Source organism: Sphingobacterium sp. BIGb0165 (assembly GCF_024810095.1).
GTDB classification, from domain to species: domain Bacteria; phylum Bacteroidota; class Bacteroidia; order Sphingobacteriales; family Sphingobacteriaceae; genus Sphingobacterium; species Sphingobacterium detergens.
Map to the genome: position 1 here is coordinate 316,766 of NZ_JANUEB010000004.1, position 26,079 is coordinate 342,844.

Sequence of the window (26,079 nt, forward strand, 5' to 3'; positions counted from 1 at the left end):
TTTCTATTGCTATTTAAAATAGTTTATAATGAATTTTTGAAAGAAATAGCACTATAGTAATGAAATATATCTTGATTATAAAAAGACTATAAAATTCAAGATTTGTGCTACTCGAAGCTTTGGTTCATGCAATAAATTTGAAAACAAATCCAGCATGGATTGACGGTATTATGCACAGGTATATCAGACATCTTTTTATAGTCATTATGCTCATTTTTTGTTGTAGCTCACCTGCAGGAAAAATGAATAGAGAAACCTCTGCGAAAGCTAGTCATCATCATTCCGTTACTACTGTTGCATCAGGACAGAAACATTATGATTTTTATTTAGACTCAACAGAAGAATGTGCATTTGAATTGAGTTATGAACAGCATTTAGCCTATGCTTTGTGGTTATGTGGTTTGGGCTTACTTCTATCAATCGCTTTTTTCTTTATGGCGAAGAAAGCCTGGGACAGCTTTTATGATTTTCAGAATAAATACCTGTCCAATAGAATTCCTGATCGGTATATCCTTTACCATTCCTTTAGACTTTACTGCTAAACTTCCTGCTATTTCTTGGTTAATTACACATAGCGCATTCACATTGCTATGTGATGTTTCACTCTTGTTTTGGAAGTAACGGCTTCTTTAACATCAACATCATCTGTACACATGAGTACGACACTTTATGCATTGGCCATCACAGCCATTACAATCAGTTTTTTTCATACGGCATCTGGTCCTGACCATTATCTGCCTTTTATAGTATTGTCCAAATCCAAAAAATGGTCGCTCGGTAAAACAATCCTTTGGACTGTGGTCTGCGGTTTGGGACATGTTTTTAGTTCGGTTATCTTAGGAATTATCGGTGTATATCTGGGCTGGCAGCTTAACAAAATTAGCTGGTTGCAAGATGTACGTGGAAATCTTTCCAGTTGGGCGCTGTTTCTCTTTGGCCTCGGTTATCTATCTTATGGTATCTGGAAGATTTATCGCAAAAAATCCCACAAGCATTTTGATGTGGTCGGCAATGAAGTTTATGTGCATGAACATAGTCATGGTAAAAGTTCTACTCCCCATCATCATCACCCGACAAAGGTTACACCTTTTGTATTATTTGCAATCTTCGTTATGGGGCCTTCAGAGCCTTTGATACCACTTTTATTTTTCTCGGGAGCACATCGGTCTATACCCGAAGTGATTACACTGATCAGTGTATTTACTGTTACAACAGTGATCACGATGGTCGGTATGGTGCTGTTGGGAATCTATGGTTACAATTTGCTCAATACGGAAAAGATAGACCGCTATGTGCATGCCATCAGCGGTACTGTATTATCCATTTGCGGAGCTGGTATGCTATTTCTTGGTTGGTAATCCGAAAGACTACCAAAAACTTAATTTACGATTACATATAAATGAACAAACATAAAATAATCCTTACGGCAGCACTGCTTTGCTTCTCCTATGTATATGCACAACAGCCCATCGTTCAGGGCCTGGTAAGGGATAAAGATAGCGGACAGCAGCTGGAGGAAGTGAATATTCGCTATCAACGTGGGTTGAAACATAGTCATACGGCATCAAACGGAACTTTTTCGGTGCAGCCTTCAACATTTCCGGATACCCTGATATTCAGTAGAGTGGGCTACCTCGAACAGCATTATATTCTGAACAGGCAACAATCTTCCATTGCGGTTGTTATGCAAAAAAATGAAGTGCAATTAAACCAGATTCAGGTGGATGCATTCAACGTCAACAAGACCTTGAGCAAAGTTGATCTAAACCGCATACCTGTAAATTCTGCGCAGGATTTATTACGTAAGGTGCCGGGTTTATTTATTGCACAGCATGCGGGCGGTGGAAAAGCTGAACAGATTTTCCTGCGCGGTTTTGACAACGATCATGGTACAGATATCGCTGTCAGTGCGGATGGCATTTCTGTGAATATGGTTTCACATGCTCATGGACAGGGATATGCAGATCTGCATTTTATTATTCCGGAAACAGTGAAAGATATTGATTTTGGTAAAGGTGCCTATTATGCGGACAAAGGTGATTTAAATACATCTGGTTATGTCAATTTTAACACCTTGGATCATTTGGACAATAATCTTTTCAAGGTCGAGGGCGGTTCTTTTGATTCTTGGCGTACAGTCGCGATGATAAACCTGTTGAATAATCACCAGCAAAATAAATATGCGTATGCTGCCGGTGAGTTTAATTATTCAAATGGACCTTTTGATGTAAAGCAAAACTTTAGCCGTGTTAATTTATTCGCAAAATATAACCAATGGATAGATCAAAAGCATTATATCAATCTGCAGGGAGCCATATTTAGTTCGGGTTGGAATGCATCAGGGCAAATCCCGGAAAGAGCCGTCAGTCGGGGCTTAATAAGCCGTTGGGGCTCAATTGACTCTACAGAGGGAGGTAATACTTCACGGATGAACCTTGCTTTACAGTATCGGGCCCTGATCAACGATGACGAAAGCTGGGAGAGTAATATCTACTTTTCCAGGTATAGATTTCAATTATTTTCGGACTTCACCTTCTTCTTGAAAGATCCCATGTATGGGGATGAGATCGAGCAAGTCGACAATAGATACTTGTATGGAATGGAAAACAAATACAATCGTCAATACCATTTTGAAAATAGTCAGCTTGCCTGGACTTCAGGCTTTGGACTTCGTGTAGACGACATAAAAGACCTACAGTTAAATCATGTATATCAACGAGATTCCTTATTGAATAGGTTGTCGCATATTACCGGAGTGGAGATGAATTTACATGCTTATACGAACCTTGACTGGCGTATTGGCAAATGGTTGATCAACCCAGCGGTACGAGTTGACCATCTCATTTTCAATATGCACGATAAGCTTCAGAGTGATCCCACTGGACAAGATGCCTCGGCAACGCGTATCAGCCCTAAGCTGAATTTTGGTTACACAATAAATAGTAAAGCACAAGTCTATCTGAAGACAGGTATGGGCTTCCATTCCAACGATATTAGAGTCGTTATGGCACAAAAAGGAAATGAAATTATGCCATTTTCCTATGGTGGCGATTTGGGTATAATTTGGAAACCTACGGATAACCTATTTATTCAGCCTGCACTTTGGGGACTCTACCTACAACAGGAATTTGTATATGTTGGCGATGAGGCGGTGGTGGAGCCATCGGGCAAGACCAGACGTTTGGGAGCCGACTTGAGTCTTCGTTATCAGGCAACCCCCTGGATATATGTGGATGGTGATATCAATTACGCCTATGCGAGAGCAATTGGTGAACCGAAAGGAGAGGACTATATCCCATTGGTGCCTTCGTTGACCAGTACAGGTGGGGTTGCGGTGCAGTTGCCTTGGGGAATCTCGGCAAACCTGAGGTATCGTTATATGAACACAAAACCTGCGACTGAAGATAACACTGTACAGGCAAAAGGCTATTTTGTCAATGATCTTCTATTAAATTATGCTTCAGGAAAATGGAATTTCCTGATCCAGGCGCAGAATCTATTCAATACAAAATGGAATGAGGCACAATTTGAAACCGAAACCCGTTTACGGAATGAGCAAGAACCTGTTTCGGAACTGCATTTTACACCCGGAACACCCTTTATGATCAAAGCGGGTTTGAGCTATAAGTTCTAATGCGATGCTTTTTTATCGTTCGCTAAAATTAGGTCTACAGCTTATCAAAATGTAGACCTAAGCCTTTTCCAACTTCCTTATCCTCCGGAATAACCGGATATCCTAAATAACTATTATTAATAGATAATAGTCCTTTTCTATACCTAATTTTAAGAAAATGTCTGCACGGACTATTTATTTCGAGGTCCAGTCTAAACAATATCGGTCGGGTGATGGTTTACTTACGGGATTTACTCATAAGCATCATACGAAGCTTCAAATAGATTTGTTATAAAACATATGATAGAAAAGAACAATTCAAAAAAGATCAACGACCATTTAGCTAATGAACGTACATTTTTAGCTTGGATAACAACGAGTTTGGGGATAATGGGCTTTGGTTTCGTTGTTGTCAAATTTTCCTTATTTATACAACAGGTAACACTAATGCTCAGCTCAAAAAAAAAGATCGATATTGAACATGAATATTCCGGTATCGTTGGCGTTTCAATTGTTATTATAGGCTCAATTACTGTCGTATTAGCTTATATCAAATATAGAAAAGTGGCTAAACAAATTGAGACGGAAAGCTTTACTTATGGTTCTTATGGTATTGCTTTGATGTCTGCATGTTTTCTTATTATCGGTCTTCTCCTCGGATGGCATTTGATAGATAGCTTATAAATTGGATAATAAGATTTACATCAGATGTTTTTGAAGAATAGGCCCTAAATCTCATGAGTAGGAATACCATGACTGGTGTTACGGATATTAAATGAACTACAACGAATTTTAAAAGAATACTTAACAGGTTAAAATATCTATTTACTTTGTATGATGCGACAGAATAAATATGCTCAAAGTTCAATAGATATGGTGAAATTGATAATGGTTTTACTATTAATGGTAATATGCGGTGGGGGATGTGCACAGGAAAAAAAAGAGAGGGTGATGTCAACAACTAATCGTATAAGCTATCTTTCAGAAAAAGTTCGCAGATTCAAAGATGAACCTCATTATCAACTGGAAGTTGAAAGCCTGTTTAGTTTCAGCGTATTGGTAAATGGTTGTCCGGTTTACTCCAATTTCGATAAAATTCCGGGAATGGGGAGGATAAATATCAATCCCTATATTCTTCAAAGCGGGCAACAACAAGTTACCATTGAACTCTATCCAGGTTATGATGATCAAGGAATTAGTAAGCCCTACCTTGAAGCAGGTGATAAATTTACACTCAAAATAGAGAAAACTGGTTGGGGGAAAGATGGTCTTTTAAAGGAGCCCGAAGAAATTGTGTCTTATAAGGCTGTTGACGAAAAATTGGATTTGACCAAACGAAAATCATATAAAACCGATATTAGCTTTACTGTTACTGTTCCCTATCAACTTGCAGGATGGAAGAATGGACAAGATTTGACTCAGTTGGATACTCAACAGCTCGAAGAGCAGGTGCTTGGTTTTTATAAGGAGATGATAGCTGTTTTTGAAACAGGTGACTACGATGATTTAAATACACGATTTTTGAAGGCAGATGCAGAATGGTACCAATCGGAGTATTTTTCCCAAGATATAATTACTAAGTTTCAAACAGTGAAAGGTCGAAAAGGTAAATCTGTCGCAACAACGTTTTCGAACTCGAAGCCAAATTCCCGGACATTTTATGCACTGGAGGATTACATTATAAAATTTTATGCTGAGGGTAGAATAGTTCGACTTGAACCACGAAAAGGTGTCAATAGGGGAGAATCTTTATTGGGCTATACGGATACAGATAAAAATGGTATGAACAGAAAAACATTTGTAGATATGCTGTTATACATTCCCAAAGGAGAAACGGCATTGCAAATTGTACGATAAATATTGATCCAGGTACGCTACGGCGGTGGTATTTGGCGAAAAAAATGGTTGCTGGAGCTAGAAAAGCGGCAACATTAATTCCTGCTAGTATCGATTTAATCCTCTTTTGAACATCAATTCGTAGGATTGATGTTCAAAAGCAAGTTTAGCTTTTCATATTCATTCTTTCTTCCTGAAGATCGAGTATGCGAAGATGTTTTCTAATGATTTCTTCGTCCAACAAAAGCTCTTCACGATTCTTATTAATCAACCACATTCTTTGAGTTTCTATGATGTCGATATAGATTTTTCGGTATTCAGCATAGTTAATGATAATTTCCGAACTAGTCAATTGGTTTTCATATTTCTGCAACTGATCCTTCAATGTTGGAAAGCTGTCTACTTTGTCAGCGTAATCTTTACGAATTTTCTCTACAGCCACCTGAGCAAGTTTGTTTTGGATTTCGTAATCAATTTCCTTTTCTGTCCGGACAAAATCTCGATCTATTGGCGGAAATTTCTTTAATAGAAAAGGGAGCGTAAGTCCCTGTACAAGCAACGTTAACAGAATAGCGACAAATGTGATAAAAAGGATCAGATTTCTTTGTGGGAAAGGAGCTCCATTCTCTAAAGTTAGGGGAATTGAAAGTGCAGCAGCCAAGGAGACTACGCCCCGCATTCCAGTCCAACCAATGATCATGGGCGTTTTCCAGCCTGGAGACTGCGCATCTGCAACAGTGATAAAGTTCCGCATCACTAAAGTGGTAATGACTGCCGCATAACCTGCTAAAATTCGCACAATAACGAGCACTGCAGTAACTGCAACTCCATAACCAATTGCGGTGTAAATATCAGTATCCCCTAAACCGTTCACTATTTCGGGTAAATCCAAACCAATGAGCATAAAAACAATCCCGTTTAGCAAAAAGCAAAAACTTTCCCAGACTGTTACCGTGCGTATTCTGGATGCGCTACTCAAAAAATCGTGACTGCGGTAGGAGAGAAACAACCCACCACTTACCACTGCCAAAACTCCGGAAGCATGAAGCTCCTCCGCCGCCAGATACATTGAGAATGGCGCAATGAAAGTCAGCAATATATCTGTGTTTGGATCGGTTGGTAGGATTTTGTGCATTTTCAAGAAAATATACGCAAGTGTAAGTCCGATACCTACGCCACCGATGCACATCCAGATAAAGCTGCCTGCTGCCTCATACCATACAAATTGTCCCGTTGCAGCGGCAATCATTGCAAATCGAAAAATAATCAGCGAAGAAGCGTCATTCAGCAAACTTTCGCCTTCGAGAATTGAAGCCAGTCTTTTCGGTACTTTTACAAATTTTAGAATTGCACCTGCGCTTACTGCATCGGGGGGAGAAACTATTCCGCCCAATAAAAATCCCAAGGCTAAAGAGAATCCGGGGATAAAATAGTTTGCGAAAACTGCAACCGATAATGCGGTGAAAAATACAACGACGAAAGCAAAACTGAAGATAATCCTGCGCCATCGCCAGAGTTCCTTCCAGGAGGTTGACCAAGCGGCTTCATACAATAATGGTGGTAAAAAAATAATAAATATTAATTCAGGTTCGACTTTTATAGGCGGTACTCCTGGAATAAAGCTTATTAAAAGTCCCGCCAACACAAGCAAAACAGGGTATGCAACCCGAATTTTTTTTGCCAGCATAATGAGCATGGTAATCAACAGAACCAAAAAGAGATAGAATGCAAAATTTTCTAACATGTATTCGTTTTAGATACATAAATATATATTAAATTTTTAAAAACATTTAAAGCCCATTTAAAATTTAAACCGAAATAAAAGCTCTGGAACTTTCCGCGTTATAGTTAGATAATATTCGTTTGTAGACTCTTGACTACGATGGCATAAAAATGACGTTGATCAGTCAGAAAATACTAAAAAGTTGGTGCCGCAGTTTTTAAGTCAGAATTCAGGAAGTCATCGATCATCGGAACTAACCAATCCATGCGGTACATCATACCAATATGTGTTGTCCCGGGTAGGATGGCCAGACGAGATTTAGGTAATCCATGTATATCACCCATTTTTCCACCACCCAAGGCACGAAATAATGCTAATGCATGTTCGTACTTTATGCCATCGGCATCACCAATGGCCATAAATAGTGGCGCTTTTATTTTGTTTGCCTCTTTGGACCAGTCGTATGGTTCCAGGTCAATGCTAATTACCTTCTTTACAAATTCGGGGAAATGTTTTGGATCATTGCCAAGACTGTCGTATTGCTTCTCAATGGGTGAACCTTTAAAAATATCCGCAGTTATCGACGAATAAGATGCTTCTACATCAGGCCACCATCCGTCATGTGCATAACTACCTGACAATACAATAAGCCTTCGTACCTGCTCGGGATGACGTATAGCCAGTTGAAAAGCTACGCCGCCACCCATGCTGTAGCCCAATATATCGGCACTATCTATTTGAAGATGTTTTAATAGACCAGATACATCATCGGCCATCCCCTCATAACTGATTTTTCGTGCAATGTCTCTGGTACGCCCATGTCCCTGCATCTCCGCGACTATTACTTTCCGACCTTTAAACTTGGGGATAGTATGAGACCAGTTCAATGGGATCGTCATATAAGATCCGTGAAGTAATACAAGAGGTTTACCTTCACCATAAACTTCATAATACATTTTTAACCCATTTACATCAACATAACCGGCTTCTGATGGTATAGCTGTTTTAGCAACTGATGAATTTTCTGGCGAACCTGTTCGATTGTTTGTCTGTTGTTGACAGGATATCAATAACGCAAAAACTAGCGTTATTATTAGCCCGAATGCCTTTCTTGTTTTCATATTTATTTGATTGTTAAAATATTATAAACAAATCTATTCAATTTTCGATATTGGGTTTAGGTTGGATATCCGACAAATTCAAGGGGGGAAAACGACAAAAGGATAAATACCTTATTAAACAGGCGTATTAACTACAGGCCCGAGTATACTTGGTTGAGGAGCACAGCCGCCCCTGATACGAAGATTAGACAAATGAATGCGGATTACAAATGGTCATAAACGGATATCAAAATACCATTGTCAGGAACAGTGAGGACATTTATCTTTATAGTGTTATGAGATACACACTTACAAGAATTGTTATACTTACTCTGTTGGTAATGCTGATCAATTTGATAAGTGATTATGTAAGTGAACAGGAAGAATTTGCCTATATGGATGGTGTAATCCTGTTTTTTCGTCTTTTGTTCATCTTACTGGGAACAAGTGGGGTTCTGTTTGCCTATGAAACTTATCAATTCAAACAACGGGGAAAAACAACAAGTTATAGACAAGGGATATTCCTCATTGTTTTGGTGTCGTTGATACTATTGCTTTTTAGTGGATATTTTAAGGAGTTTGCATTTTAAAATTCGCAGAAATTGAAAAACGTAAGATGTTACTGTAAAAGTATTATTTTCATTATTTTAGTGAAAGAAAGAAGAGCATCGGACGTTCCAATATATCTAGAGACAGTTAGAATAATCGGTCAACCATGGGAAATACCGTTGCGGAAATGTTAGAAATGTACGGGCTTAGTACAGCTGAGAGCTTGATCGATAGCTTAGACGCTACTTGGAGTGAAAGCGAAATAAAGGAATATTGCTGGCAGGTATTAAGGACTTTTCCTGATCTAAAAAAGGAAAACTGGTCAATAGGAATAGAAGGAGGGGATTACATCTTTAGTTTTTCCGGTCATTATGTGTTTATTACAGATGATATCTGGAGTTTCAACCTGATCGCCGAGAGACCAGTACTGAAGTTATTGGTCGAACAAATGATTGGGTTAAATAAAACAAAACATTATGATAGTTAAGTTTGGGCTTAAAATATAAAGACCGATACATAAATAAATTTACTTTAAAAGTGATCTCATACGATATTCAAAACGTATATTATAGAAAGGGAACATAGCTAGGGGGCATTGTCGTATCGTTCGATTCTGAACATTTGGTGTCCGATTATGATCAATTTATGATTATCAATATGTTTTAGTGTGTTGTTTAACAGTGGTATATTGTTTTGGCAAGCGAGTTGATAAGGAAGTTAATCGAGAAAATTGTGTAAAAGATGAACTGGAAATCATCCGCTTTTTTGCAACAAAAACCGAAAAAAGCGACATGAATTATATTATTCTATATTATTCGGAATCTAAAACTTAACATAATTATGAAGATCATAAAATCTTTGCCTATTGCCCTTATTTTCGGACTAATGGTCTCAACAGCTTGTGCGCAAACTGAAAATCAGCTCCAAAAAGAAATTTCCAGTGTCGAATCAGGGCTGATACCACCTGTCCGCTTTGTGGGGGAGCGATCTTGGGATATTGCCTCACGCATGAAGTTTTATAATATTCCCGGTGTGAGTATAGCAGTTATCAAAGGTTCTAAGGTCATCTGGAGTAAGACCTATGGAGTTGTAGATCTTGAATCCAAGGTTCCAGTCACCGCTAAGACATTGTTTCAGGTTGCTTCGATGAGCAAGCCTGTCAGCGCTTACGCTGCGTTAAAGGAGGTAGAACTTGGCAAATTAGCGACAGATACGGATGTGAATTCATTTCTAACCTCGTGGAAAGTTCCGGATAACGAATGGACCAAAAAGAAAAAAGTCACCCTCAAGAATATCGTCAGCCATACTGCTGGTTTTACAGTAAGTGGATTTCCTGGCTATAAGGTAACGGACCCGATGCCCACGCCAGTAGAGGTATTGAATGGGGGAAAACCCGCCAATACCCCTGCGGTATTTATCGATAAGCTTCCGGGAGCAAATTTTCGCTATTCAGGAGGTGGATATACCGTCATGCAACAGATGCTTATGGATATCGAAGGGAAAGATTACACAAGCATTATGAATGAGAGAGTGCTGCTGCCATTGGGAATGAAGAATAGCACTTTTGCGCAACCACTTCCAGCTGCACAAGCAGAGTTTGCCGCCACAGCCTATTCCGCAGATGGAAAGCCTGTTGAAGGACGATATCATGTTTATCCAGAGCAGGCTGCAGCAGGATTGTGGTCTACAGCTGAAGATTATGCCAAGTTTGTGATCGATATTCAACATACATTGGCTGGCAAAAGCGGCACTGTTATTTCCAAAAAGACAGCAGAAGAGTTTACCAGCCCTTTCATTGAATCCTTTATTGGTCTAGGGCTGTTCATTGAAAACTATGCCGGAGCGGCTTATTTTTGTCATGGTGGCTGGAATGAAGGTTTTAGTTCTTATTTTATTGGAAGCAAGACAAGTGGCGATGGGGTTGTCGTATTGACAAATACTAACAAACCGTTATTTATCAACGAACTCGTTCGTGCTGTCGCTTTAACCTATCAATGGCCCAATTACATTGCTCCAGCTAATAAAATCTTACCTTCAACCGCACAAGAGCTAAATTCCTATATCGGACGTTATCGTGCCGATAAATATGGATTAATCAAAGTCTATAAGGAAAACGGTCAACTGATGGCCATACAGAATCTGGACATACCCGTCGAATTGATTAAAGTGGGGGTAGACACATTTGCGATGCATGACTGGGATTTTAAAATGGCCTTTGTAAAAGATAAAACCACAGGTAAACGGGAGCTTGTTCAGGTTTTGCGTGATAAAACGATTCATGCCAGAAATCCAAAACTTAATGCAGGCGATATTATTCCGCTGGAGCTGATTTTGGGCGGTCATTTTGAACAGGGCGTAAAAGCTTATCAACGTGCAAAACAAGAGGATAGTGAACATCGGTTGCTTTCAGAAGGTTTTTTGAATGGCACAGGTTATGAGCTCCTTTCTCAAAAGAAATTGACCCAGGCTATCGATATTTTTAGGGTCAATACGATTTTATACCCGAAGAGCGAAAATGCATATGATAGCCTGGCAGAAGCTTATCTGAAAGCGGGCAAAAGAGACAAAGCAAAGCAGAACTACATAAAGTTGCTTGAAATAAATCCTAAAAACGAAAAAGTAAGTAAGATTTTAGAAACCTTATAATAAAAGTGTAATGAACCAATTTTTTGCTAATTTGCACACATGTCAACGCAAGCAAATACCTATCAATTATTTTCCAAAGAGATTCTATCGATCTGGAAGAACCAAGATGTGTCCTATATTAAGGTAGAAGAGTTGTCTACCATCGAGGGGATCACCTTTTTTGAGCTAATACCTGATTCGGAGCTTTTGGATGGGGGAGAAGTCGATACACTTTATGCGATAGATTCGGAGGATGTCGATGATATGCTATTATTCAGTAAAAATGTTAAGTTTGTCGTCCACAATATTTATTTGGAAGAAGATTAAGTGGATTGGGTGGTTCTATAATACCGTTATGTCAATTTTTTTATTTTTTGTAGCAAGGAGGGTATGTTTTACGTATTATGTAAATAACACATTATATAGTAAACCTGATAATTATGAAATTAATCCGACTATTTTCCCTGATAGTTCTTTGCGTAGCTTGTAAAAAAGATAATCAGTCCTACGAAGAGCTCTATAAAAAAGCCGATGCGAAACTTGTTGAAATAGAAAAGTTGGTCAAGACATCATCTTGTAACGATCTTAGCAGTTTGCAAATTGATAGTGTTATTGGAGGGTATAATGGCGGTTACAATAGCGTTTACAAATACTTCCCTGTAAGTAATGAGATAAAAAATGCCTACAATAAACTAAAATCAGAATATATATCGTTGCTGGAGGCTGCTAGAAAAATAGATGAACGGCCAATATTTGATATGTTAGTCGAATCCGAACCTCATTTTGGCATCGGTTGTATTGATGGTTCTCCGAAAGTACTGTTGGCATCGGATTTCAACTTTGAGCAAACGAGAGAAAAATTGAATACGAGTATAAGGGTATTAGAAACTTTCTATGCTAATCCAATCTGTGATAAACCTAGTAATTGGTATGCGCTACCAATTACTAAAGACTGCAAATTGAAATATGTGCTATTTCAAAATGATTCAAATAGCGAAAGCAGAAAGGATTTTAATGCTATTTATCGTCAACATAAAGCCTTATCTCGTAGACTGGCTAAATTAGATCCCAACTATGTAAAATGTGAAAACTTACTTGCTTCTCACAAAAACGTACGTTGTGAAAACAATAAACCGGTGATAGAAGAATAGCAGATTGCCGTAATTTTTATTTTATCGAATCTTTCTCAGCATCCGGATTGACAAGATTGAGTTTCTGTATAGCTTTTGGAAATTTACTATAATCTATTTTCTTGACTCTTTTTAGTTCCGATGGAAACCAGATGGCCATTTGATTTAGATTGTAATCATTAAAATGATAATCTTCAGGCCGTCTATTTTCCCTTCTATATGTATTATTTTCTCTGAAATATCCTCCTATTAATTTAATATCGGCATCTGATAAATTGGAATAATCAATGACTTTTTTCTGACTTCCATTGATGTAATAATAAAATTTTGAGGCTTTCCATAGCGGAATGTAATCTACATCAGCCATTTTCTCTGTTCAATATAAAGAAAAGAGATGGGGTCTTTTCCTTGATATACATAATCATTATAGAAAGCCCGATAAACGGTCTTGTTCTTACGTACTTCCAAAGTGCAATAGGCATAGTTAGCATTAATTTCCCTGAGATTGTCATTGTAATAATATTCATAATATTTTATCGGACTGCAGGATATTGTTATTAACAATGAAGATAGAACGATCATTATTAACTGATGTCTTACAAAACCTGCGAAATTTATTTGAATTGTTTTCGAAATCAATGTCATACGAGGGCTTGCTTGTTATTGAAGTTACTAAATAGGATAGAAGATGGCAAAATTTAAAGCTATGGATTGAATATTTATCGTATGATCTGTGACCTACTGGATTTTCAAAATGTAAATCCAGCCTGACCAGATTATGGCTTTAGCACTCAAAAACTGTAAATTAAATATTTTATATTTAAACTGTAAATACACTTTTGGAAAAATTAACGATCAGGAATACGAAAGGCTATAGCAGATTTACCATAAAAAAACTGGGAAAATCGTGCTTTCTAAGAATAATTGTTAAGCTGACAAAAGCGGAAATAGCCCACTCTATAGATAATACAAATAATTGTATGATGAATATAGCGTATATTCAAGGGAAATTCCTGCATGATGAATGAAATATTTGCGCAATGTGTTCCGTATAATGCCTTGTTCCGAGGACGAATTGGAGGGAACCCACCATTAGCGATAGAACAATCGGTACCCAAGGAATATAAATTCTATGCCACTTTAATCCATCCTGAAAAAAATGATACCATGATCTCTATTTTAATACATGGAGATTTTGATACGTTAATTGATAATAACATTTACCCTTCAGTTGCTATTCAGGTAATCGAACATGCCTATTCGGAAGAGGGTACCAATGGTGATTCTTGTTTGTTCCAACTCGGCAAACACTCGATTAGTGAATACGTTGATAAGCAGATTGGTGATTTTCTGTTTGTAAAAGCAGGTGGATTACCTCGGTTGATTCAGTATAGTAAATTTTACTATGAGCAACTTGAGAAGGATGGATATACTTTTTTTCTGCAAATTGAAGAAGAGGGATATTCAGAGCTTTCGGAATATGTTTTTGCATATGGATCTCTCTACCTTTATAAGCACCGTTCCACAGGTCGGATAATACCCGGATTCTGGCAATTTTCATAAACAATTATTGTTGTTATTAAATTGAAGTAATAGCACAAAAGTCGTCTGAATCAATTATCAGACCTTTTAAAAGAAGCTTTATCTTCATGCACAGTATCCGATTTCTTTCGAATCTGATTGGGTGCTATGCCATATTGCTTTTTGAATGCGACGGAAAAGGAGGAGGGCGACGAATATCCTGTTCTGAAGGCAATCTCTTTAATGGACAGATCAGTTGTTTTTAAGAGGGAGATTGCTTCCTGAATATGTACTTTTGTTGCAAACTGAAAGAGGCCCATACCGGATATTTCCTTAAACCCCTTTTTCAATTTGTATTCATTGATGCCAAATTTGATAGCCAGTTGCTCGATGGTATAAAATTCTCCGGTATTTTTTGTAATAAATTCCTGGACCGTATAGAATATATTGGCATCTGTCTCCCCATAACTGCCATTCATATCGCTTTGTTTTTTTTCCTGATCAATCCATTCAAATAGCAATTGCAGGAGGATCATTGTTCTGCCTTTCATAAAGTACTGTCGTTGAATACCTGTTTTGCGACAGGATTTCATCTCCTGGAGGATATGAAGCATCTGTGGACTGAGGGGAATGCCCGCTTCAACCAAACGAACAAAATTATTCTTGTCAACCTGGGCGATAAAGGAGTCTACCAGCTGCATTTCGGCAACAAACTGATGGAAATAGTCTGACTCCACATAAATATCGAAATTACGATAGGCAATGTCTTTCCTGAAAAATATCTCTACATCTGATTCAGATGGTGTGAAATAGATATAATTGTGCTGCGGTAGATAGCTATTTTGCCTGTTGTTAATGCTATCCTTTAGCACGTGCTGATTCAGGAAAAAGGCAATTTGAATATAGTTTTTTGTAGAAGTTCTATACGTTAATGTGATGTCTCGAGCGTAAGTATAAGCGTAATCCCTAATGATAAATTCCGGACTGTCATAGATATAGGTTGTGGTAAAATTTCCCAAAGGAGTTTCCAGATGTTTTACCGTCTGGTCATCTTCGTCCTGATCATAGAAGCATAATACTTCGTTCATCAGTTCCCGATTTGTTTTAATTTCTCCCATATTCTAATGTTTTTCTCCCGAATTCGAAATTTGATTGCCCAAATGTGCTCTACTTTTGCGGTGTAAATTTAATTATATTAATTCTAAATAGAGTATGTTAAAGAAAAGTATTCTCTGGAGCATCTTGGTTTTGCCCACTGTGGTACTGGCTCAGAGCGGTAAGACGGAAAAAGAGAAGAATAAAATAAATCCGGCTGTCGACTCCACAAAGGTGGATAATACAAAATCCTATGTGCTATCGACAGCCAACGTTGTTGCCAACAGAACGACAATACCATCTTCGACTTTACGTCTGGGCGAAAATCTTTTGGTCACACCGCAAAATATTCAGGTTATCGACCAGCGTCTACTCAATGATCAAATGATATTAACGACTGCTGAAGGTCTGTCGCGGAATGTAAGTGGTGTACGAACGATCACGCATCAGGAAGAGGGGAGTGTAGGGATTGCCGTACGTGGATTTCAAGCTTCTAATCTCCGTAATGGGATGGATGTAAGTGGTAGTTTTGGACCATTGCGTGAAGATATGGCTTTCGTGGAGCGTGTAGAATTTGTGAAAGGTCCAGCAGGCTTTATGATGGGGAATACGCAGCCTGGTGGTTTTTATAATATCGTGACCAAAAAACCATCGGGAAATAATCAAAGAACAGCGCAAATGACCCTGGGGAGTTACAATCTATTGCGCGCTGCGGTTGATATTGACCAGCGGTTGAGCAGTGACGGTAAGTTTTTAGGACGGTTTAACGTCATGGGAACCAAGAAGGGGAATTTTCAGCAAAATGTCGGTCACGAACAGTTTGTTTTGAACCCATCCTTTAAATATAATGCCAGCGAAAATACGAACGTAATATTCGAATATATTCTCTCTCAAAATAATTTTGAAGGTGGATTTTCAAAATATGCCTATGGCATCGACGGCTTTAAGGAGGTGAAAAAGAACTTTTCATTTAGCGATCCGATTATGGATCCGACCAAGTCCTGGGAACACAATATCTACGGGACAATCAACCATAACTTTAATGAGGATTGGCTGTTGACAGCACAGTTCGGTTATGTCCGCTCTGAAATGGAAGGATCCTCCCTGTATGCAAATTACAATACGATTGCTTTAAAAGATGGTGCTGACGGTGTCAAAAAGGGTGATGTAACACGCAATGTCAGTATCAATGATGCTTTGAATACTTCAACCGTAGGACAGGTATTTACACGAGGAAAATTCAAAACAGGAGAGATCAATCATAATATTCTGGCTGGTTTAGACATGGGTAAGAAGTTCTACGTAGCGGATTGGTCTGAAGCAGGTAGCATTGTCGATGCAAGCAAAAAGCTACAAGTCAATGCTAATGGAGAGGTGATCTTTAATATCTATAATCCCGTTTATGGTAATTTGACTAAGGATATGTTACCGGTATATGATCGTTCCAAATCATTACGGGAACGTGGTGCCAATTATCTATCGGATTATTCATACAGTTCTGTCCATATTCAGGATGAAGTTCGTTTTTTACAAGATAAACTAAGGGTCGCTGCTGGTCTACGGTATACTGCAACAAAGAAGGTATCTATTGCCAATAATGGTAATGAAGTTAAAAATGAAGCATTTACACCGCGGTTTAGCGTGACGGGGTTGTTGACACCCACTTTTACTCTCTATGCGTTGTATGATGAAACATTTCAGGAGCAAGTGGGATTGTTGCTGGATGGAGGGACTGCAGATCCTTCCTATGGGCGAAACAAAGAGATTGGGCTGAAGAAAACCTGGTTTCAGAATAAATTGATGACCAATTTGACAGCTTACCATTTAACAAAGACCAATATGCTCACCGCGGCGGGGGTTGACAATCCCGGAAGATTTGAACAATCGGGTGAAGCAACATCCAAAGGTATTGAGCTGGATGTCAATGGTGTTATCAACAAAAACTGGAATGTAGTATTCAATTACGCGTATACCGATGCCAAAGTTACAAAAGATAAGGATCCCAAGAAGATTGGAGGAATGTTGTATGGTACTGCCCGTCATATTAGCAATGCGTGGATAAAGTACACCATTGCGGAAGGGAATTTAGAAGGACTCGGATTTTCTGCAGGTTATGAATATCAGGCGAAGCGTGCTACCTGGCCAGTTGTCCAAGATCATAAGTACCTTCCTGATGACTTGTTTTCCATAGACTTGGGGGCATCCTATCAAAAAAATAACTATCACATTGCACTATTGGTCAACAATGTAACCAACCGCTATAATTACGTCGGTTTCTATCCCGGAGCCTGGAGATATACGCACTATGGATGGCGGGCAGTCAATCCGCAGGGCTTTAGGTTGAACCTAGCCTATAAGTTCTAATGCGTGCCGTTATACAGTAAAAATTATTTGTCACATATTTTACTGGGGGGTGTCCAAAAAATCGGGCACCCCTATTTTTATGCAATTTTTCCCATTTCCGCAACAAACTCATGTTGATTATTCTATACCAGATGAATCATGAGAGAAAACGTGCTAAGTAAAAGCTGCACACATTTATAAGCTCATTGATAGGATTTTTTGTTTATCTATAGGTTAAAAAGCGAACAAAAGTATAAGTCCGCCATTAACCAGTTGTACTCAGTCTTCATGTATCTTTATAAGACTTTAAAGGCATATATCGCTTTGTAATAGATGAGTGCTTTATCTGTGCTTGGTAAGTGCTATATCTATACTGGGGAACTGCATTTTTGTGTCGAGAAATAATATTCTGGTGTTGAGGGTGTTTGTGTTAATTGAAATTATTTATTATTTAAGAGTTTTTAATGTCGTGAAATAACCTCAAATGTCTCCAAATGGATGGAGCGGAGCTGTCAAAGTAGTTTCAAATGGGTGCAGCTAATCATGGGCGATTATGCTCCATCTGTAAATCGTATTTATAATAAAACGATTGGTATGCGATTTCATGATGATCAACAAGGAGATCTGTCAAAGGGAGGAAAACCGTTACAAAAGACCAATCGGCAATTTATACTTTTTGGGATAATTATTTTATCAATGTACTGGTTCTATTCAAAGACATGAGAGTCGATTTATCAATTTTTTGATTTCTCAGCATTCATTTTATTCCTATTATTTAACCTGTCAGTCAATAGTAATGTGTTTTATTATTTATAATTAGTCTAATTAATTTTATTTATACAATTGGATGTACTATATTCGGCTCCATAATTTTTTTTATGGGAATCAGATCTATACCTATTGCAGTAGCGATGCTTTCGCTTACAGGAGTCGCCAATGCGCAGACAGCGAGTATCTTTGGTAAAATAACGACAATTGATGGTAATCCGGCGGAGTCGGTCAATTTGACCATCAAAGGAATTAATCGACAGACCCGGACGGATAAAAGCGGGAACTACAAATTTGATCGATTGAAACCTGGGAGTTACCAGATTGTGGCCAGTTTCACTGGACTAAATCCGATTGAAAAGGAAGTAACCGTTGAAAATAATAAACCTGTTATCCTGGATTTCGCTTTAAATGAGAACTACGCTCAACTGCAAGAGGTGCTGGTATCTGCTTTCAAAGTCAACCGAACGACCAGCGCAGTAGCCAAGATGCCACTGAACAATATAGAGAATCCGCAGGTCTATAGCACCGTTTCACATGAGCTATTAAAACAACAGGCAATCACAAGTTTTGATGACGCCCTGATCCGCAATGTCTCGGGGCTCAGCCGGACATGGGAATCTACAGGTAGAGCAGGAGATGGAGGTGCATATTTTTCCTTACGGGGGTTCGAAGCACAAAGTAATCTTGTTAACGGGCTTCCCGGCTTATCAAGCGGTATCCTAGATCCGGCCGGAATAGAGGAGATTCAAGTCCTGAAAGGCCCCTCTGGGACTTTATTCGGTGCCAGCTTTTATGGGTATGGTGGTGTAATCAATACGATTATGAAAAGACCATATTTTGAAAATGGTGGTGAAGTTTCCTACAACTACGGTAGCAATAAGCTGCATCGGGCGACAGTTGATCTCAATGGCGTTCTGAATAAAAGTAAAACCCTGGCACTCAGGATCAATTCAGCCTATCATCATGAACACAGTTTTCAGGATGCCGGATTTAAAAAATCCTTTTATTTTGCACCATCGTTGACCTATAAGGTAAATGACAGGTTGACCGTTAATCTGATGACCGAATTGCTTGATATGAAAAGGGCTGTTGCTCCCGTTTTTTTCCACTCGGATAGGGTAGCACCGCTTACATTTAAAAATATAGGAGAACTAAACCTTGATCCTAAGCTTTCCTTTACAAGCAATGAATTGACCATCAAAAACCCACGGACGAATATACAGGGCGAAGTGCTTTATAAAATCAATGAAAAGTGGAATTCGCAGACCGTTGTTTCATACGGAAAGGTGAAGTCGAATGGAATATACAGCTATATATGGGGTAATCAGGGCAATTTTTTTGACCAATATTTTCACAATGAAAATCAAAAGACAAGGACTTATGATCTGCAGCAAAACTTCAACGGTGATTTTAAATTGGCAGGCTTAAGAAACAGGCTTTTGGTTGGTGTTGACTATTTTTCAAGGGATGTCAAGGAAAATGGGTCTGGCTGGGGACTAGGACGTAGGGTAAGCCCGCAGGGGGAAATAAAAGGACCATTGGGCAAAAACTCAACAGTATTAGATCCTGTTCCACTGACCAAGGATGCCATAGACAAGTTGCTGGCGGGGACAAAAGCCGGAGATCCCTCCCATATTAAAAATAGTTCATTTAGTGTGTATGGTTCCGATCTAGTGGATCTTACGGATAAACTCTCCGTTATGTTGAGCTTGCGAACAGATTATTTTGACTCAAAAGGCGATGTTTCTAATAAAGATGATAATTATAGCCAATGGGCACTGTCACCAAAATTCGGCATCGTCTACCAGATCGTAAAAGATAGAGTCTCTGTATTTGCTAATTATATGAATGCTTTCTATAATGTTGCTCCGAACATAAGCTATGACGACAATAATGTAAAGATAGGAGTACGGTCATTTAAGCCTGAACGGGCTAACCAATGGGAATTTGGTACCAAAGCAAACCTGATCAAAGATAGGTTATGGATCACATTAGCATTGTACGACATTACTGTTGCAAATAGGGTGTACAGTACACCAACCGGATCTGTACAAGGGGGGAAGGTCGAAAGTAAGGGCTTTGATTTCGATATTGAAGCACTGCCTTACCAAGGAGTTTCGGTAAAAGCTGGATTTAGCTATAATGATATCCAGATCATTGCCGGAAACGGAAATGATTTCTATAATGAAAAAGGACGAGCTCCCGGAGGACAAGGGCCGGGTACTTTGGCAAACCTTTGGGGAAGTTATCAGATTCAGCAAGGTAAGCTGCGGAATCTCGGCTTTGGAATCGGAGGTAACTATGGCGGAAAATATAAGGTAATAGACAATAGTGTGACGGGTGTATTTGAACTTCCAAGTTATGCGCTTTTAAACGGAAGTATTTTTTATTCTTTTCATAAATTCCGCGTAAACTTTAATATGAACAATATCAACAATAAACAATACTATATTGGTTACTGGTCCGTTAATCCACAGCAAAAAAGAAATTTTGTGGCTACGGTTTCCTACAAATTGTAATTGAAGATTCTTACCAAATTGGAATAGATCCAATTGAAAACTTTCCAAGGCTCCTCAAAACGGCAGATCATTGTATTGATTTGCCGTTTTTGTTTCTATAATAGTGGGATTTTACCGTCGATTTATCTTTCTTATCACCCAAGTCAATTGCAAATATTCCTCCTGATTTCACCCATTGTTGTAGAGAAAGCAATGGAAGAAATTGCCTTCATTATGGGGTGAATAATTCCGAGGAGCATTCACCGTATTTGGGTAGGGTAGTAAGTAGTCACCAATTGTGCTATAAGTTCCTGTTTTTGTTCTCTTAATTACATTTTTCGTCCTATATATAACCGCAAAGTGAATACTAACTTTATTGCCAACGAAAAATCTATTGAGTTCCTGCGAACAGTAACTTATAGACGGGATTACAATCAAATTTATAGCTATGATGATCGAAGGGAGATATTTAGGCAGTAAAAAAGAGGAGGAGACGATCCTTGCATTTAAAACACTCATTGAGCAACATCTTAAAAAACAAAAGCGATTGGATTTTTATCTGTCCGAGCTCAATATTTCAAAATGGGAATTAGAGAGAATGTTCGCAGATGTATTGGGCTTATCTCCTACAAAGTTTTTGCGAAATTTTATTGTGGAGCACATTACGAAAGATTTGACAACAACGGAAATGCCAATGAAAGCTCTGTGTGCCCAATACGGCTTTACTTCTGCCTCGACACTGACACGGTTTGTTAAGTCGACGACCGGTATGACCCCAAGCAAGTACAGGGCGTTGAAGTATAAGGAGTAACAACTACTATTATGTTATGGATGAACTGCTTGACCTAAAGTCGCAGGGTTTAAGAAGTACAGTGTTGATGGCTTTGGGGCATCGTGACGATGAAAATGATTGGTGGTCAAAATTAGATCGGGTATGCAGACCGCACGAAGAGCTCTTTATTGAGCTATAGATCATTGGTTTAATTGTTAAAAAGGGAGCCACGTCTCCCTTTTACTATAGGGGACAGTTTCCTTCCTTATGGATCAGCTGGAATTGCTTTTCTGGAAATCATTTAATCCCGCTCAGCATCAATACCTATAGGGTAGTTTCTCTATTTTTTTTTCACAATTATTTTTAGGAAATTAAAATAATTTATATTTAATTATTATGGACTTCATGTTTTGGTGTTACAGTGTTTGTTATACACTATAACGTTTTCGGTAATTACGCAATCGTTTGATGAAATTTTCTAAAACTTTTCCGCCTATATTGCTACTGATTTTAAACCGAGAAATTTCTTGTTATAGAAATTTCAAGATATGATGAAAATACGTAACGTACATAAAAATTCGGTATGGTATTCTTGCGAATAAAATAATTAACACAATTCATAAACTTAATTTAAAAACCAATGAGAAAGAACATCTTTTATGTTATTGCACTCTGTTGTATTACTGTATTTTCCTCCTGCAAAAAGGATGGTGGTTGGATGATTCCTGTTTCTGCTGATCCGCAAGCCCTGGAACTGGCCGTTGCAGATAGTGTGCAGACCTTTAAAATTACACCATCGGCATCTACAGAGGTGGACCGGCTACAATTCAGAGCAAATCACAACGATATGCAGGCTACGGGGTTTTATGTCGCTCCCAATAGCACAATTACCCTGAACGTAAAAGTCAATACGGGTACTACGGTTGCCCGTCTGGCAATTGGTACGCCTTTTCGAGATAATATTCGCCCTGTTAGACAGTATTTTAATCTTCAGGCGGGAACACAGACCTTCACGGCCGATCAGTATGGAGGTTTGGTGTACGTGATCTATACCGCCAACAATTACACTACTCCCGGAGAAATTGAATTGACCTTTGGAGATGGCTTCATTCCTGTTCCGTATTTCCAGAAAGGGAAAACAACGCATGAACAATGGTTGCTGACTTTAGACTCGCTAAAAAATATGGCACCTGATGTCATGTTCTCTTCTGATCGTACGATTATGGTCGCTAATATGGATGAGGCTCTTTTATATCAGAACGAAGATCAGCAGCTCATTGTTGACCGACTGGATTCTATCATCGGCTTTTCAAATTATATTAGTGGTTTGAGTGGAGCCAGCGGCGTACATGCAATCCCCTATAACAAACATCTAATTACAGTTAGAGATTCCTCTGCTGGCGGATACATGGCCGCTGGTATTTCTATTTATTTTACAGAATCTCTATCCTATAGAATGCTACAACCTAAATACCTCTCCAATACGAACGGCTGGGGAATCTGGCATGAAGTAGGTCACACCTATCAGCAAAAGGCTTGGACTTGGGGCAACCTCACCGAAACAACAGTCAATGTCTATTCGTTGGCGAGTGAAAGGGGATTTGGTATTCCTGTGAGCCGAATTACCGCTAACAACTCCTGGCCAAAATTGGATACGTACTTTCAAAAGAATATAGCCGACCGTAATTTTAATGCAGGTGATAATGATCTAAAAATGATTATGTTCCATCAGTTATGGTTGGCATTTGGCGATAACCTGTATATTAATTTGAGTAGATCTACACGTGAAACCCGACCAACCGTTTCTACCGATGCTGAAAAGATGCGCTATTTTATGCTTTCAGCCTGTCAGATTGCACAAAAGGACCTCTCAGATTTCTTTAGAAAATGGGGCTTTAAAGTTGATGAATCTGTTTATACGGAAATTGCTAACCTTAGTTTAACTGCACCGGCTCAGGATATTACGTTGTTAAGAGATTAAATGATTTGATATCACTGTCCCCTGACGCCATTCAAATTGTCTCGATAGGTTTTGACGACCGGACATATTGAAAATTAAAAAAGGCAGATCATTATAATGATCTGCCTTTTGGGTAAGTAATCGGGCTCGAACCGACGACCCCTAGAACCACAATCTAGTGCTCTAACCAACTGAGCTATACCTACCGTGATTTTGATGTCACAAAAGTAGTATTATAGCCCATATCTTCCAAATGTTTTTTAAACTTTTTGATTAAACAATTGTCTATCAAATGGTATATTTTTATCGGAGCATATTGAAAGGCGACAAAAGGTAATATTCGCGTAACATTTTCGGTTCAAATGGCCATAATTGGACCTTGGTCTATTATTTGTATTATACTATTTATGGGAAAATTTTTGAAATTTTTAATTGTCGTAGCCATTTTGGCAGTGGGAGCTTGGTTTGTCTATCAAAAATATAATAGTGGACCGCGGGTGGAAAGCAAGCATCAGCTTCTGGTTGATCGCATTGAAGCTATGGGTAAATTGGAATTGGTGAAATATCGCTACAGCGATGTTGTTGAACATAAAAATATCAATACGTTCTTGCCTACGGCAAGTGTATTGCTAATTGTCAAAGCTGATGCTGTTGGCTGTGTGAATTTAACAAAACTGACGCCGGAGGATATTAAGGTGGTTGGGGACTCTGTTTCCATTAAATTGCCGGCTCCGGAGATCTGTTATATTAAGATTGACCACGAAGCATCAAAGGTTTATGATACCAAAATGGCTTTCCTGCGAGAGGCGGAATTGGTTGATGAAGCATACAAAACTGCTGAAAAAGCTGTAGCGGATGATGTGAAGAAATCCGATATCCTACAACAAACCAAAGCAAATGCAACGACTGTGTTCAAACCATTGTTGCAAGGACTGGGCTTTTCGAAGATCAACCTTACTTTTGAGTAGATTGGGTCAGTTCATGATGATTTTTTCTTGATCTCAGAAAGATTTGTTTTAACGCTGTATATGTAATCTGTACCTACTTGGGGTAATACCTTTAATGGATTTAAAAATTTTATTAAAATTCGAAAGGCTATTGAAACCACAGGCAAAGGCAATGTTGGTGATCTGTAATTTATTTTCAGTAATCAACCGGCATGATTCACTGATGCGTACTTCATTGACAAACTGTACAAAGGTCTTTTGTGTGCGGGACTTAAAGTAACGACAGAACGAATGTTTGGACATATTTGCTAGGGTCGCAACCTGATCCAGCGGAATCTCTTTCGTAAAGTTGTTGAACACAAACTTAAAGATACGATCGATTTTCTCATTGTCCATCGAACTGTAATTGTGCGTGTAACCAGGACTGGAAAGATATTCATATTCATCGGTTGTAATCAACAATTCAATGATTTCAAGCAGCAATATTGTTTTTTTAAAACCGTAGTCAAGATGAACTATTTGATCAAGTTTGTGTTTTAGCCGCTGCTTTGTTTCTCCCCGAAATAGAAGTCCCCGCTTGGAGGCAGTCAGAAAAGCCTCTATTTTATGTGTTTTAAAAAGCTGTCCCAATACCTCTAAGAGTAATTTAGGTTCGACATAAAGGGCCATTGAGTGCGATAGATTTGTCGAATCCTGATTGGAGCTGTCATTGTGCCAAACATGGGGTAGGTCAGGGCCCACAAAAGTCAACTCATCGGTCGAAAAACTGTCTATACTGTCACCTATAATACGTTTACCCTCACTTTGAACAATATAGGTCATCTGACAGGCACTGTGAAAATGGAATTCTGTGGAAAAAAAAGGTTGGCAAACTTCTTTTGTTGCAAATGTCGCTATCTCGGATCCCTCCAATATTTTTGTGAAGATGGGTTTCATTTACTGGTTATCATGTTGTTTAATGGATGTTAAATATAGCTTATTTTGTCATAAAAATGAAATTAGGGGAAAAATATCGTTAATATAGTGTCAATATTGAGCAATCTAGGTACAGTTTTATTGTCCTAAGAATGGTAGTTTAGCAGTATGTAAAAGAAGTATTGATAACAAGAATACCTAAATATGATATTAAAAAAATTAGTTCCCTTTGTGCTTTTTACGCTCGTTTGTGCAATCTCTATTTTAATGGTTTGCTGTGGACAGGATCAAGAACCTGACTCTGTTAGACGCTATGCTTCCATTACAGGTGTAAAAGCTGAAAAATTGGAATATTACAAAAAACTTCATGCTGATGCATGGCCTACGGTGCTTCGGAAAATCAAGGAATGCCATATCCAGAACTATTCTATTTTTCTGAAAGAGGTAGATGGGCGGCATTATCTATTCAGCTATTTTGAGTATACCGGAACAGATTTTAACGCCGATATGCATCGGATGGCTGCTGATCCCGAAACACAGCGTTGGTGGAAGGAAACGGATCCTTGCCAGATGCCACTCCCGGATGCCCGTGCAAAAGGAGCGGTCTGGTCGGATATGGAAGAGATATTTCATACAAACTAATTGAAATAAAAAACCGAACAATAACCTAAAACAAAAAAA

The 26,079-nt window shown here is 38.6% G+C and carries 23 protein-coding genes and 1 tRNA gene; 18 read left to right on the plus strand and 6 right to left on the minus strand.

The annotated features are described in order from the left end of the window. The first annotated feature begins 242 nt into the window (after positions 1-242). From M2408_RS10735 to M2408_RS10755, 5 genes are all read left to right on the plus strand, one after another. Complete coding sequence (locus M2408_RS10735) at positions 243-542, plus strand: hypothetical protein (RefSeq protein WP_259181607.1); 300 nt, start codon at positions 243-245, stop codon at positions 540-542. A 111-nt stretch (positions 543-653) separates the two neighbouring features. Beyond that, positions 654-1,358, plus strand: coding sequence for a hypothetical protein (locus tag M2408_RS10740; RefSeq protein ID WP_259181609.1), 705 nt, complete (start codon positions 654-656; stop codon positions 1,356-1,358). Positions 1,359-1,399: 41 nt separating this feature from the next. Next, a complete protein-coding gene (locus M2408_RS10745) occupies positions 1,400-3,634 on the plus strand; it encodes a TonB-dependent receptor (protein ID WP_259181610.1) in 2,235 nt (744 codons plus the stop codon). A gap of 279 nt (positions 3,635-3,913) precedes the next feature. Beyond that, positions 3,914-4,297: a YidH family protein gene (locus M2408_RS10750; RefSeq protein ID WP_259181611.1), complete on the plus strand. Its 384-nt coding sequence runs from the start codon at positions 3,914-3,916 to the stop codon at positions 4,295-4,297. A 267-nt stretch (positions 4,298-4,564) separates the two neighbouring features. After that, entirely contained in the window at positions 4,565-5,470 is a 906-nt protein-coding gene (locus M2408_RS10755; protein WP_259181613.1) for a hypothetical protein, read from the plus strand. Between the two features lie 145 nt (positions 5,471-5,615). Here the strand turns inward: M2408_RS10755 and M2408_RS10760 are convergent, their stop codons facing one another. Further along, entirely contained in the window at positions 5,616-7,193 is a 1,578-nt protein-coding gene (locus M2408_RS10760; protein WP_259181614.1) for a Na+/H+ antiporter, read from the minus strand. Positions 7,194-7,366: 173 nt separating this feature from the next. After that, on the minus strand, positions 7,367-8,293 hold the full coding sequence (locus M2408_RS10765; protein WP_259181616.1) for an alpha/beta fold hydrolase: 927 nt from the start codon (positions 8,291-8,293) through the stop codon (positions 7,367-7,369). Positions 8,294-8,613: 320 nt separating this feature from the next. Between M2408_RS10765 and M2408_RS10770 the strand changes: the two genes are divergently transcribed. The 5 genes from M2408_RS10770 to M2408_RS10790 all read left to right on the plus strand — a co-directional run bounded on the left by M2408_RS10770 (position 8,614) and on the right by M2408_RS10790 (position 12,597). Further along, positions 8,614-8,862, plus strand: coding sequence for a hypothetical protein (locus tag M2408_RS10770; protein ID WP_259181617.1), 249 nt, complete (start codon positions 8,614-8,616; stop codon positions 8,860-8,862). A 125-nt stretch (positions 8,863-8,987) separates the two neighbouring features. Further along, the gene (locus tag M2408_RS10775) at positions 8,988-9,308 is read left to right on the plus strand and encodes a hypothetical protein (protein WP_259181619.1); all 321 of its coding nucleotides are present in this window, start codon (positions 8,988-8,990) and stop codon (positions 9,306-9,308) included. A gap of 353 nt (positions 9,309-9,661) precedes the next feature. After that, on the plus strand, positions 9,662-11,467 hold the full coding sequence (locus tag M2408_RS10780) for a serine hydrolase (RefSeq protein ID WP_259181622.1): 1,806 nt from the start codon (positions 9,662-9,664) through the stop codon (positions 11,465-11,467). A gap of 39 nt (positions 11,468-11,506) precedes the next feature. Further along, positions 11,507-11,773: a hypothetical protein gene (locus M2408_RS10785; RefSeq protein ID WP_259181624.1), complete on the plus strand. Its 267-nt coding sequence runs from the start codon at positions 11,507-11,509 to the stop codon at positions 11,771-11,773. 113 nt (positions 11,774-11,886) lie between these two features. Next, positions 11,887-12,597, plus strand: a complete 711-nt coding sequence (locus M2408_RS10790) for a hypothetical protein (RefSeq protein ID WP_259181627.1) — start codon at positions 11,887-11,889, stop codon at positions 12,595-12,597. A 16-nt stretch (positions 12,598-12,613) separates the two neighbouring features. Here the strand turns inward: M2408_RS10790 and M2408_RS10795 are convergent, their stop codons facing one another. Continuing rightward, positions 12,614-12,943 carry a hypothetical protein gene (locus M2408_RS10795; protein ID WP_259181629.1) on the minus strand — a complete coding sequence of 110 codons (330 nt, stop codon included), beginning with the start codon at positions 12,941-12,943 and terminating at the stop codon, positions 12,614-12,616. 650 nt (positions 12,944-13,593) lie between these two features. On the opposite strand from M2408_RS10795, the gene M2408_RS10800 reads away from it, so the two are divergent. Further along, positions 13,594-14,139 carry a hypothetical protein gene (locus M2408_RS10800; RefSeq protein ID WP_259181630.1) on the plus strand — a complete coding sequence of 182 codons (546 nt, stop codon included), beginning with the start codon at positions 13,594-13,596 and terminating at the stop codon, positions 14,137-14,139. 50 nt (positions 14,140-14,189) lie between these two features. Here the strand turns inward: M2408_RS10800 and M2408_RS10805 are convergent, their stop codons facing one another. Next, entirely contained in the window at positions 14,190-15,215 is a 1,026-nt protein-coding gene (locus M2408_RS10805; protein WP_259181631.1) for an AraC family transcriptional regulator, read from the minus strand. Between the two features lie 94 nt (positions 15,216-15,309). On the opposite strand from M2408_RS10805, the gene M2408_RS10810 reads away from it, so the two are divergent. The 5 genes from M2408_RS10810 (at position 15,310) to M2408_RS10830 (ending at position 23,557) form a co-directional block, all read left to right on the plus strand. After that, positions 15,310-17,556: a TonB-dependent siderophore receptor gene (locus M2408_RS10810; protein WP_259181633.1), complete on the plus strand. Its 2,247-nt coding sequence runs from the start codon at positions 15,310-15,312 to the stop codon at positions 17,554-17,556. A gap of 857 nt (positions 17,557-18,413) precedes the next feature. Next, the gene (locus tag M2408_RS10815; RefSeq protein ID WP_259181635.1) at positions 18,414-20,825 is read left to right on the plus strand and encodes a TonB-dependent receptor; all 2,412 of its coding nucleotides are present in this window, start codon (positions 18,414-18,416) and stop codon (positions 20,823-20,825) included. A 427-nt stretch (positions 20,826-21,252) separates the two neighbouring features. Next, complete coding sequence (locus M2408_RS10820) at positions 21,253-21,615, plus strand: AraC family transcriptional regulator (protein ID WP_259181637.1); 363 nt, start codon at positions 21,253-21,255, stop codon at positions 21,613-21,615. 16 nt (positions 21,616-21,631) lie between these two features. Continuing rightward, positions 21,632-21,775, plus strand: coding sequence for a hypothetical protein (locus M2408_RS10825; protein WP_259181638.1), 144 nt, complete (start codon positions 21,632-21,634; stop codon positions 21,773-21,775). 441 nt (positions 21,776-22,216) lie between these two features. Further along, on the plus strand, positions 22,217-23,557 hold the full coding sequence (locus tag M2408_RS10830) for a M60 family metallopeptidase (RefSeq protein WP_259181639.1): 1,341 nt from the start codon (positions 22,217-22,219) through the stop codon (positions 23,555-23,557). A 111-nt stretch (positions 23,558-23,668) separates the two neighbouring features. Here the strand turns inward: M2408_RS10830 and M2408_RS10835 are convergent. Beyond that, positions 23,669-23,742, minus strand: a tRNA-His gene (locus M2408_RS10835). A gap of 201 nt (positions 23,743-23,943) precedes the next feature. Between M2408_RS10835 and M2408_RS10840 the strand changes: the two genes are divergently transcribed. Next, positions 23,944-24,504, plus strand: a complete 561-nt coding sequence (locus M2408_RS10840; protein ID WP_257090936.1) for a DUF4230 domain-containing protein — start codon at positions 23,944-23,946, stop codon at positions 24,502-24,504. A 48-nt stretch (positions 24,505-24,552) separates the two neighbouring features. Here the strand turns inward: M2408_RS10840 and M2408_RS10845 are convergent, their stop codons facing one another. Beyond that, a complete protein-coding gene (locus tag M2408_RS10845) occupies positions 24,553-25,419 on the minus strand; it encodes an AraC family transcriptional regulator (RefSeq protein WP_259181644.1) in 867 nt (288 codons plus the stop codon). 183 nt (positions 25,420-25,602) lie between these two features. Between M2408_RS10845 and M2408_RS10850 the strand changes: the two genes are divergently transcribed. Then, positions 25,603-26,040, plus strand: coding sequence for an L-rhamnose mutarotase (locus M2408_RS10850; RefSeq protein ID WP_259181649.1), 438 nt, complete (start codon positions 25,603-25,605; stop codon positions 26,038-26,040). The last annotated feature ends 39 nt before the right edge of the window (positions 26,041-26,079 follow it).

Coding starts and splice junctions, on each gene's coding strand:
- M2408_RS10735 (WP_259181607.1), top strand. CDS start 243: ATGAATAGAGAAACCTCTGCGAAAGCTAGTCATCATCATTCCGTTACT.
- M2408_RS10740 (WP_259181609.1), top strand. CDS start 654: ATGAGTACGACACTTTATGCATTGGCCATCACAGCCATTACAATCAGT.
- M2408_RS10745 (WP_259181610.1), top strand. CDS start 1,400: ATGAACAAACATAAAATAATCCTTACGGCAGCACTGCTTTGCTTCTCC.
- M2408_RS10750 (WP_259181611.1), top strand. CDS start 3,914: ATGATAGAAAAGAACAATTCAAAAAAGATCAACGACCATTTAGCTAAT.
- M2408_RS10755 (WP_259181613.1), top strand. CDS start 4,565: ATGTCAACAACTAATCGTATAAGCTATCTTTCAGAAAAAGTTCGCAGA.
- M2408_RS10760 (WP_259181614.1), bottom strand. CDS start 7,193: ATGTTAGAAAATTTTGCATTCTATCTCTTTTTGGTTCTGTTGATTACC.
- M2408_RS10765 (WP_259181616.1), bottom strand. CDS start 8,293: ATGAAAACAAGAAAGGCATTCGGGCTAATAATAACGCTAGTTTTTGCG.
- M2408_RS10770 (WP_259181617.1), top strand. CDS start 8,614: ATGCTGATCAATTTGATAAGTGATTATGTAAGTGAACAGGAAGAATTT.
- M2408_RS10775 (WP_259181619.1), top strand. CDS start 8,988: ATGGGAAATACCGTTGCGGAAATGTTAGAAATGTACGGGCTTAGTACA.
- M2408_RS10780 (WP_259181622.1), top strand. CDS start 9,662: ATGAAGATCATAAAATCTTTGCCTATTGCCCTTATTTTCGGACTAATG.
- M2408_RS10785 (WP_259181624.1), top strand. CDS start 11,507: ATGTCAACGCAAGCAAATACCTATCAATTATTTTCCAAAGAGATTCTA.
- M2408_RS10790 (WP_259181627.1), top strand. CDS start 11,887: ATGAAATTAATCCGACTATTTTCCCTGATAGTTCTTTGCGTAGCTTGT.
- M2408_RS10795 (WP_259181629.1), bottom strand. CDS start 12,943: ATGGCTGATGTAGATTACATTCCGCTATGGAAAGCCTCAAAATTTTAT.
- M2408_RS10800 (WP_259181630.1), top strand. CDS start 13,594: ATGATGAATGAAATATTTGCGCAATGTGTTCCGTATAATGCCTTGTTC.
- M2408_RS10805 (WP_259181631.1), bottom strand. CDS start 15,215: ATGGGAGAAATTAAAACAAATCGGGAACTGATGAACGAAGTATTATGC.
- M2408_RS10810 (WP_259181633.1), top strand. CDS start 15,310: ATGTTAAAGAAAAGTATTCTCTGGAGCATCTTGGTTTTGCCCACTGTG.
- M2408_RS10815 (WP_259181635.1), top strand. CDS start 18,414: ATGGGAATCAGATCTATACCTATTGCAGTAGCGATGCTTTCGCTTACA.
- M2408_RS10820 (WP_259181637.1), top strand. CDS start 21,253: ATGATGATCGAAGGGAGATATTTAGGCAGTAAAAAAGAGGAGGAGACG.
- M2408_RS10825 (WP_259181638.1), top strand. CDS start 21,632: ATGGATGAACTGCTTGACCTAAAGTCGCAGGGTTTAAGAAGTACAGTG.
- M2408_RS10830 (WP_259181639.1), top strand. CDS start 22,217: ATGAGAAAGAACATCTTTTATGTTATTGCACTCTGTTGTATTACTGTA.
- M2408_RS10840 (WP_257090936.1), top strand. CDS start 23,944: ATGGGAAAATTTTTGAAATTTTTAATTGTCGTAGCCATTTTGGCAGTG.
- M2408_RS10845 (WP_259181644.1), bottom strand. CDS start 25,419: ATGAAACCCATCTTCACAAAAATATTGGAGGGATCCGAGATAGCGACA.
- M2408_RS10850 (WP_259181649.1), top strand. CDS start 25,603: ATGATATTAAAAAAATTAGTTCCCTTTGTGCTTTTTACGCTCGTTTGT.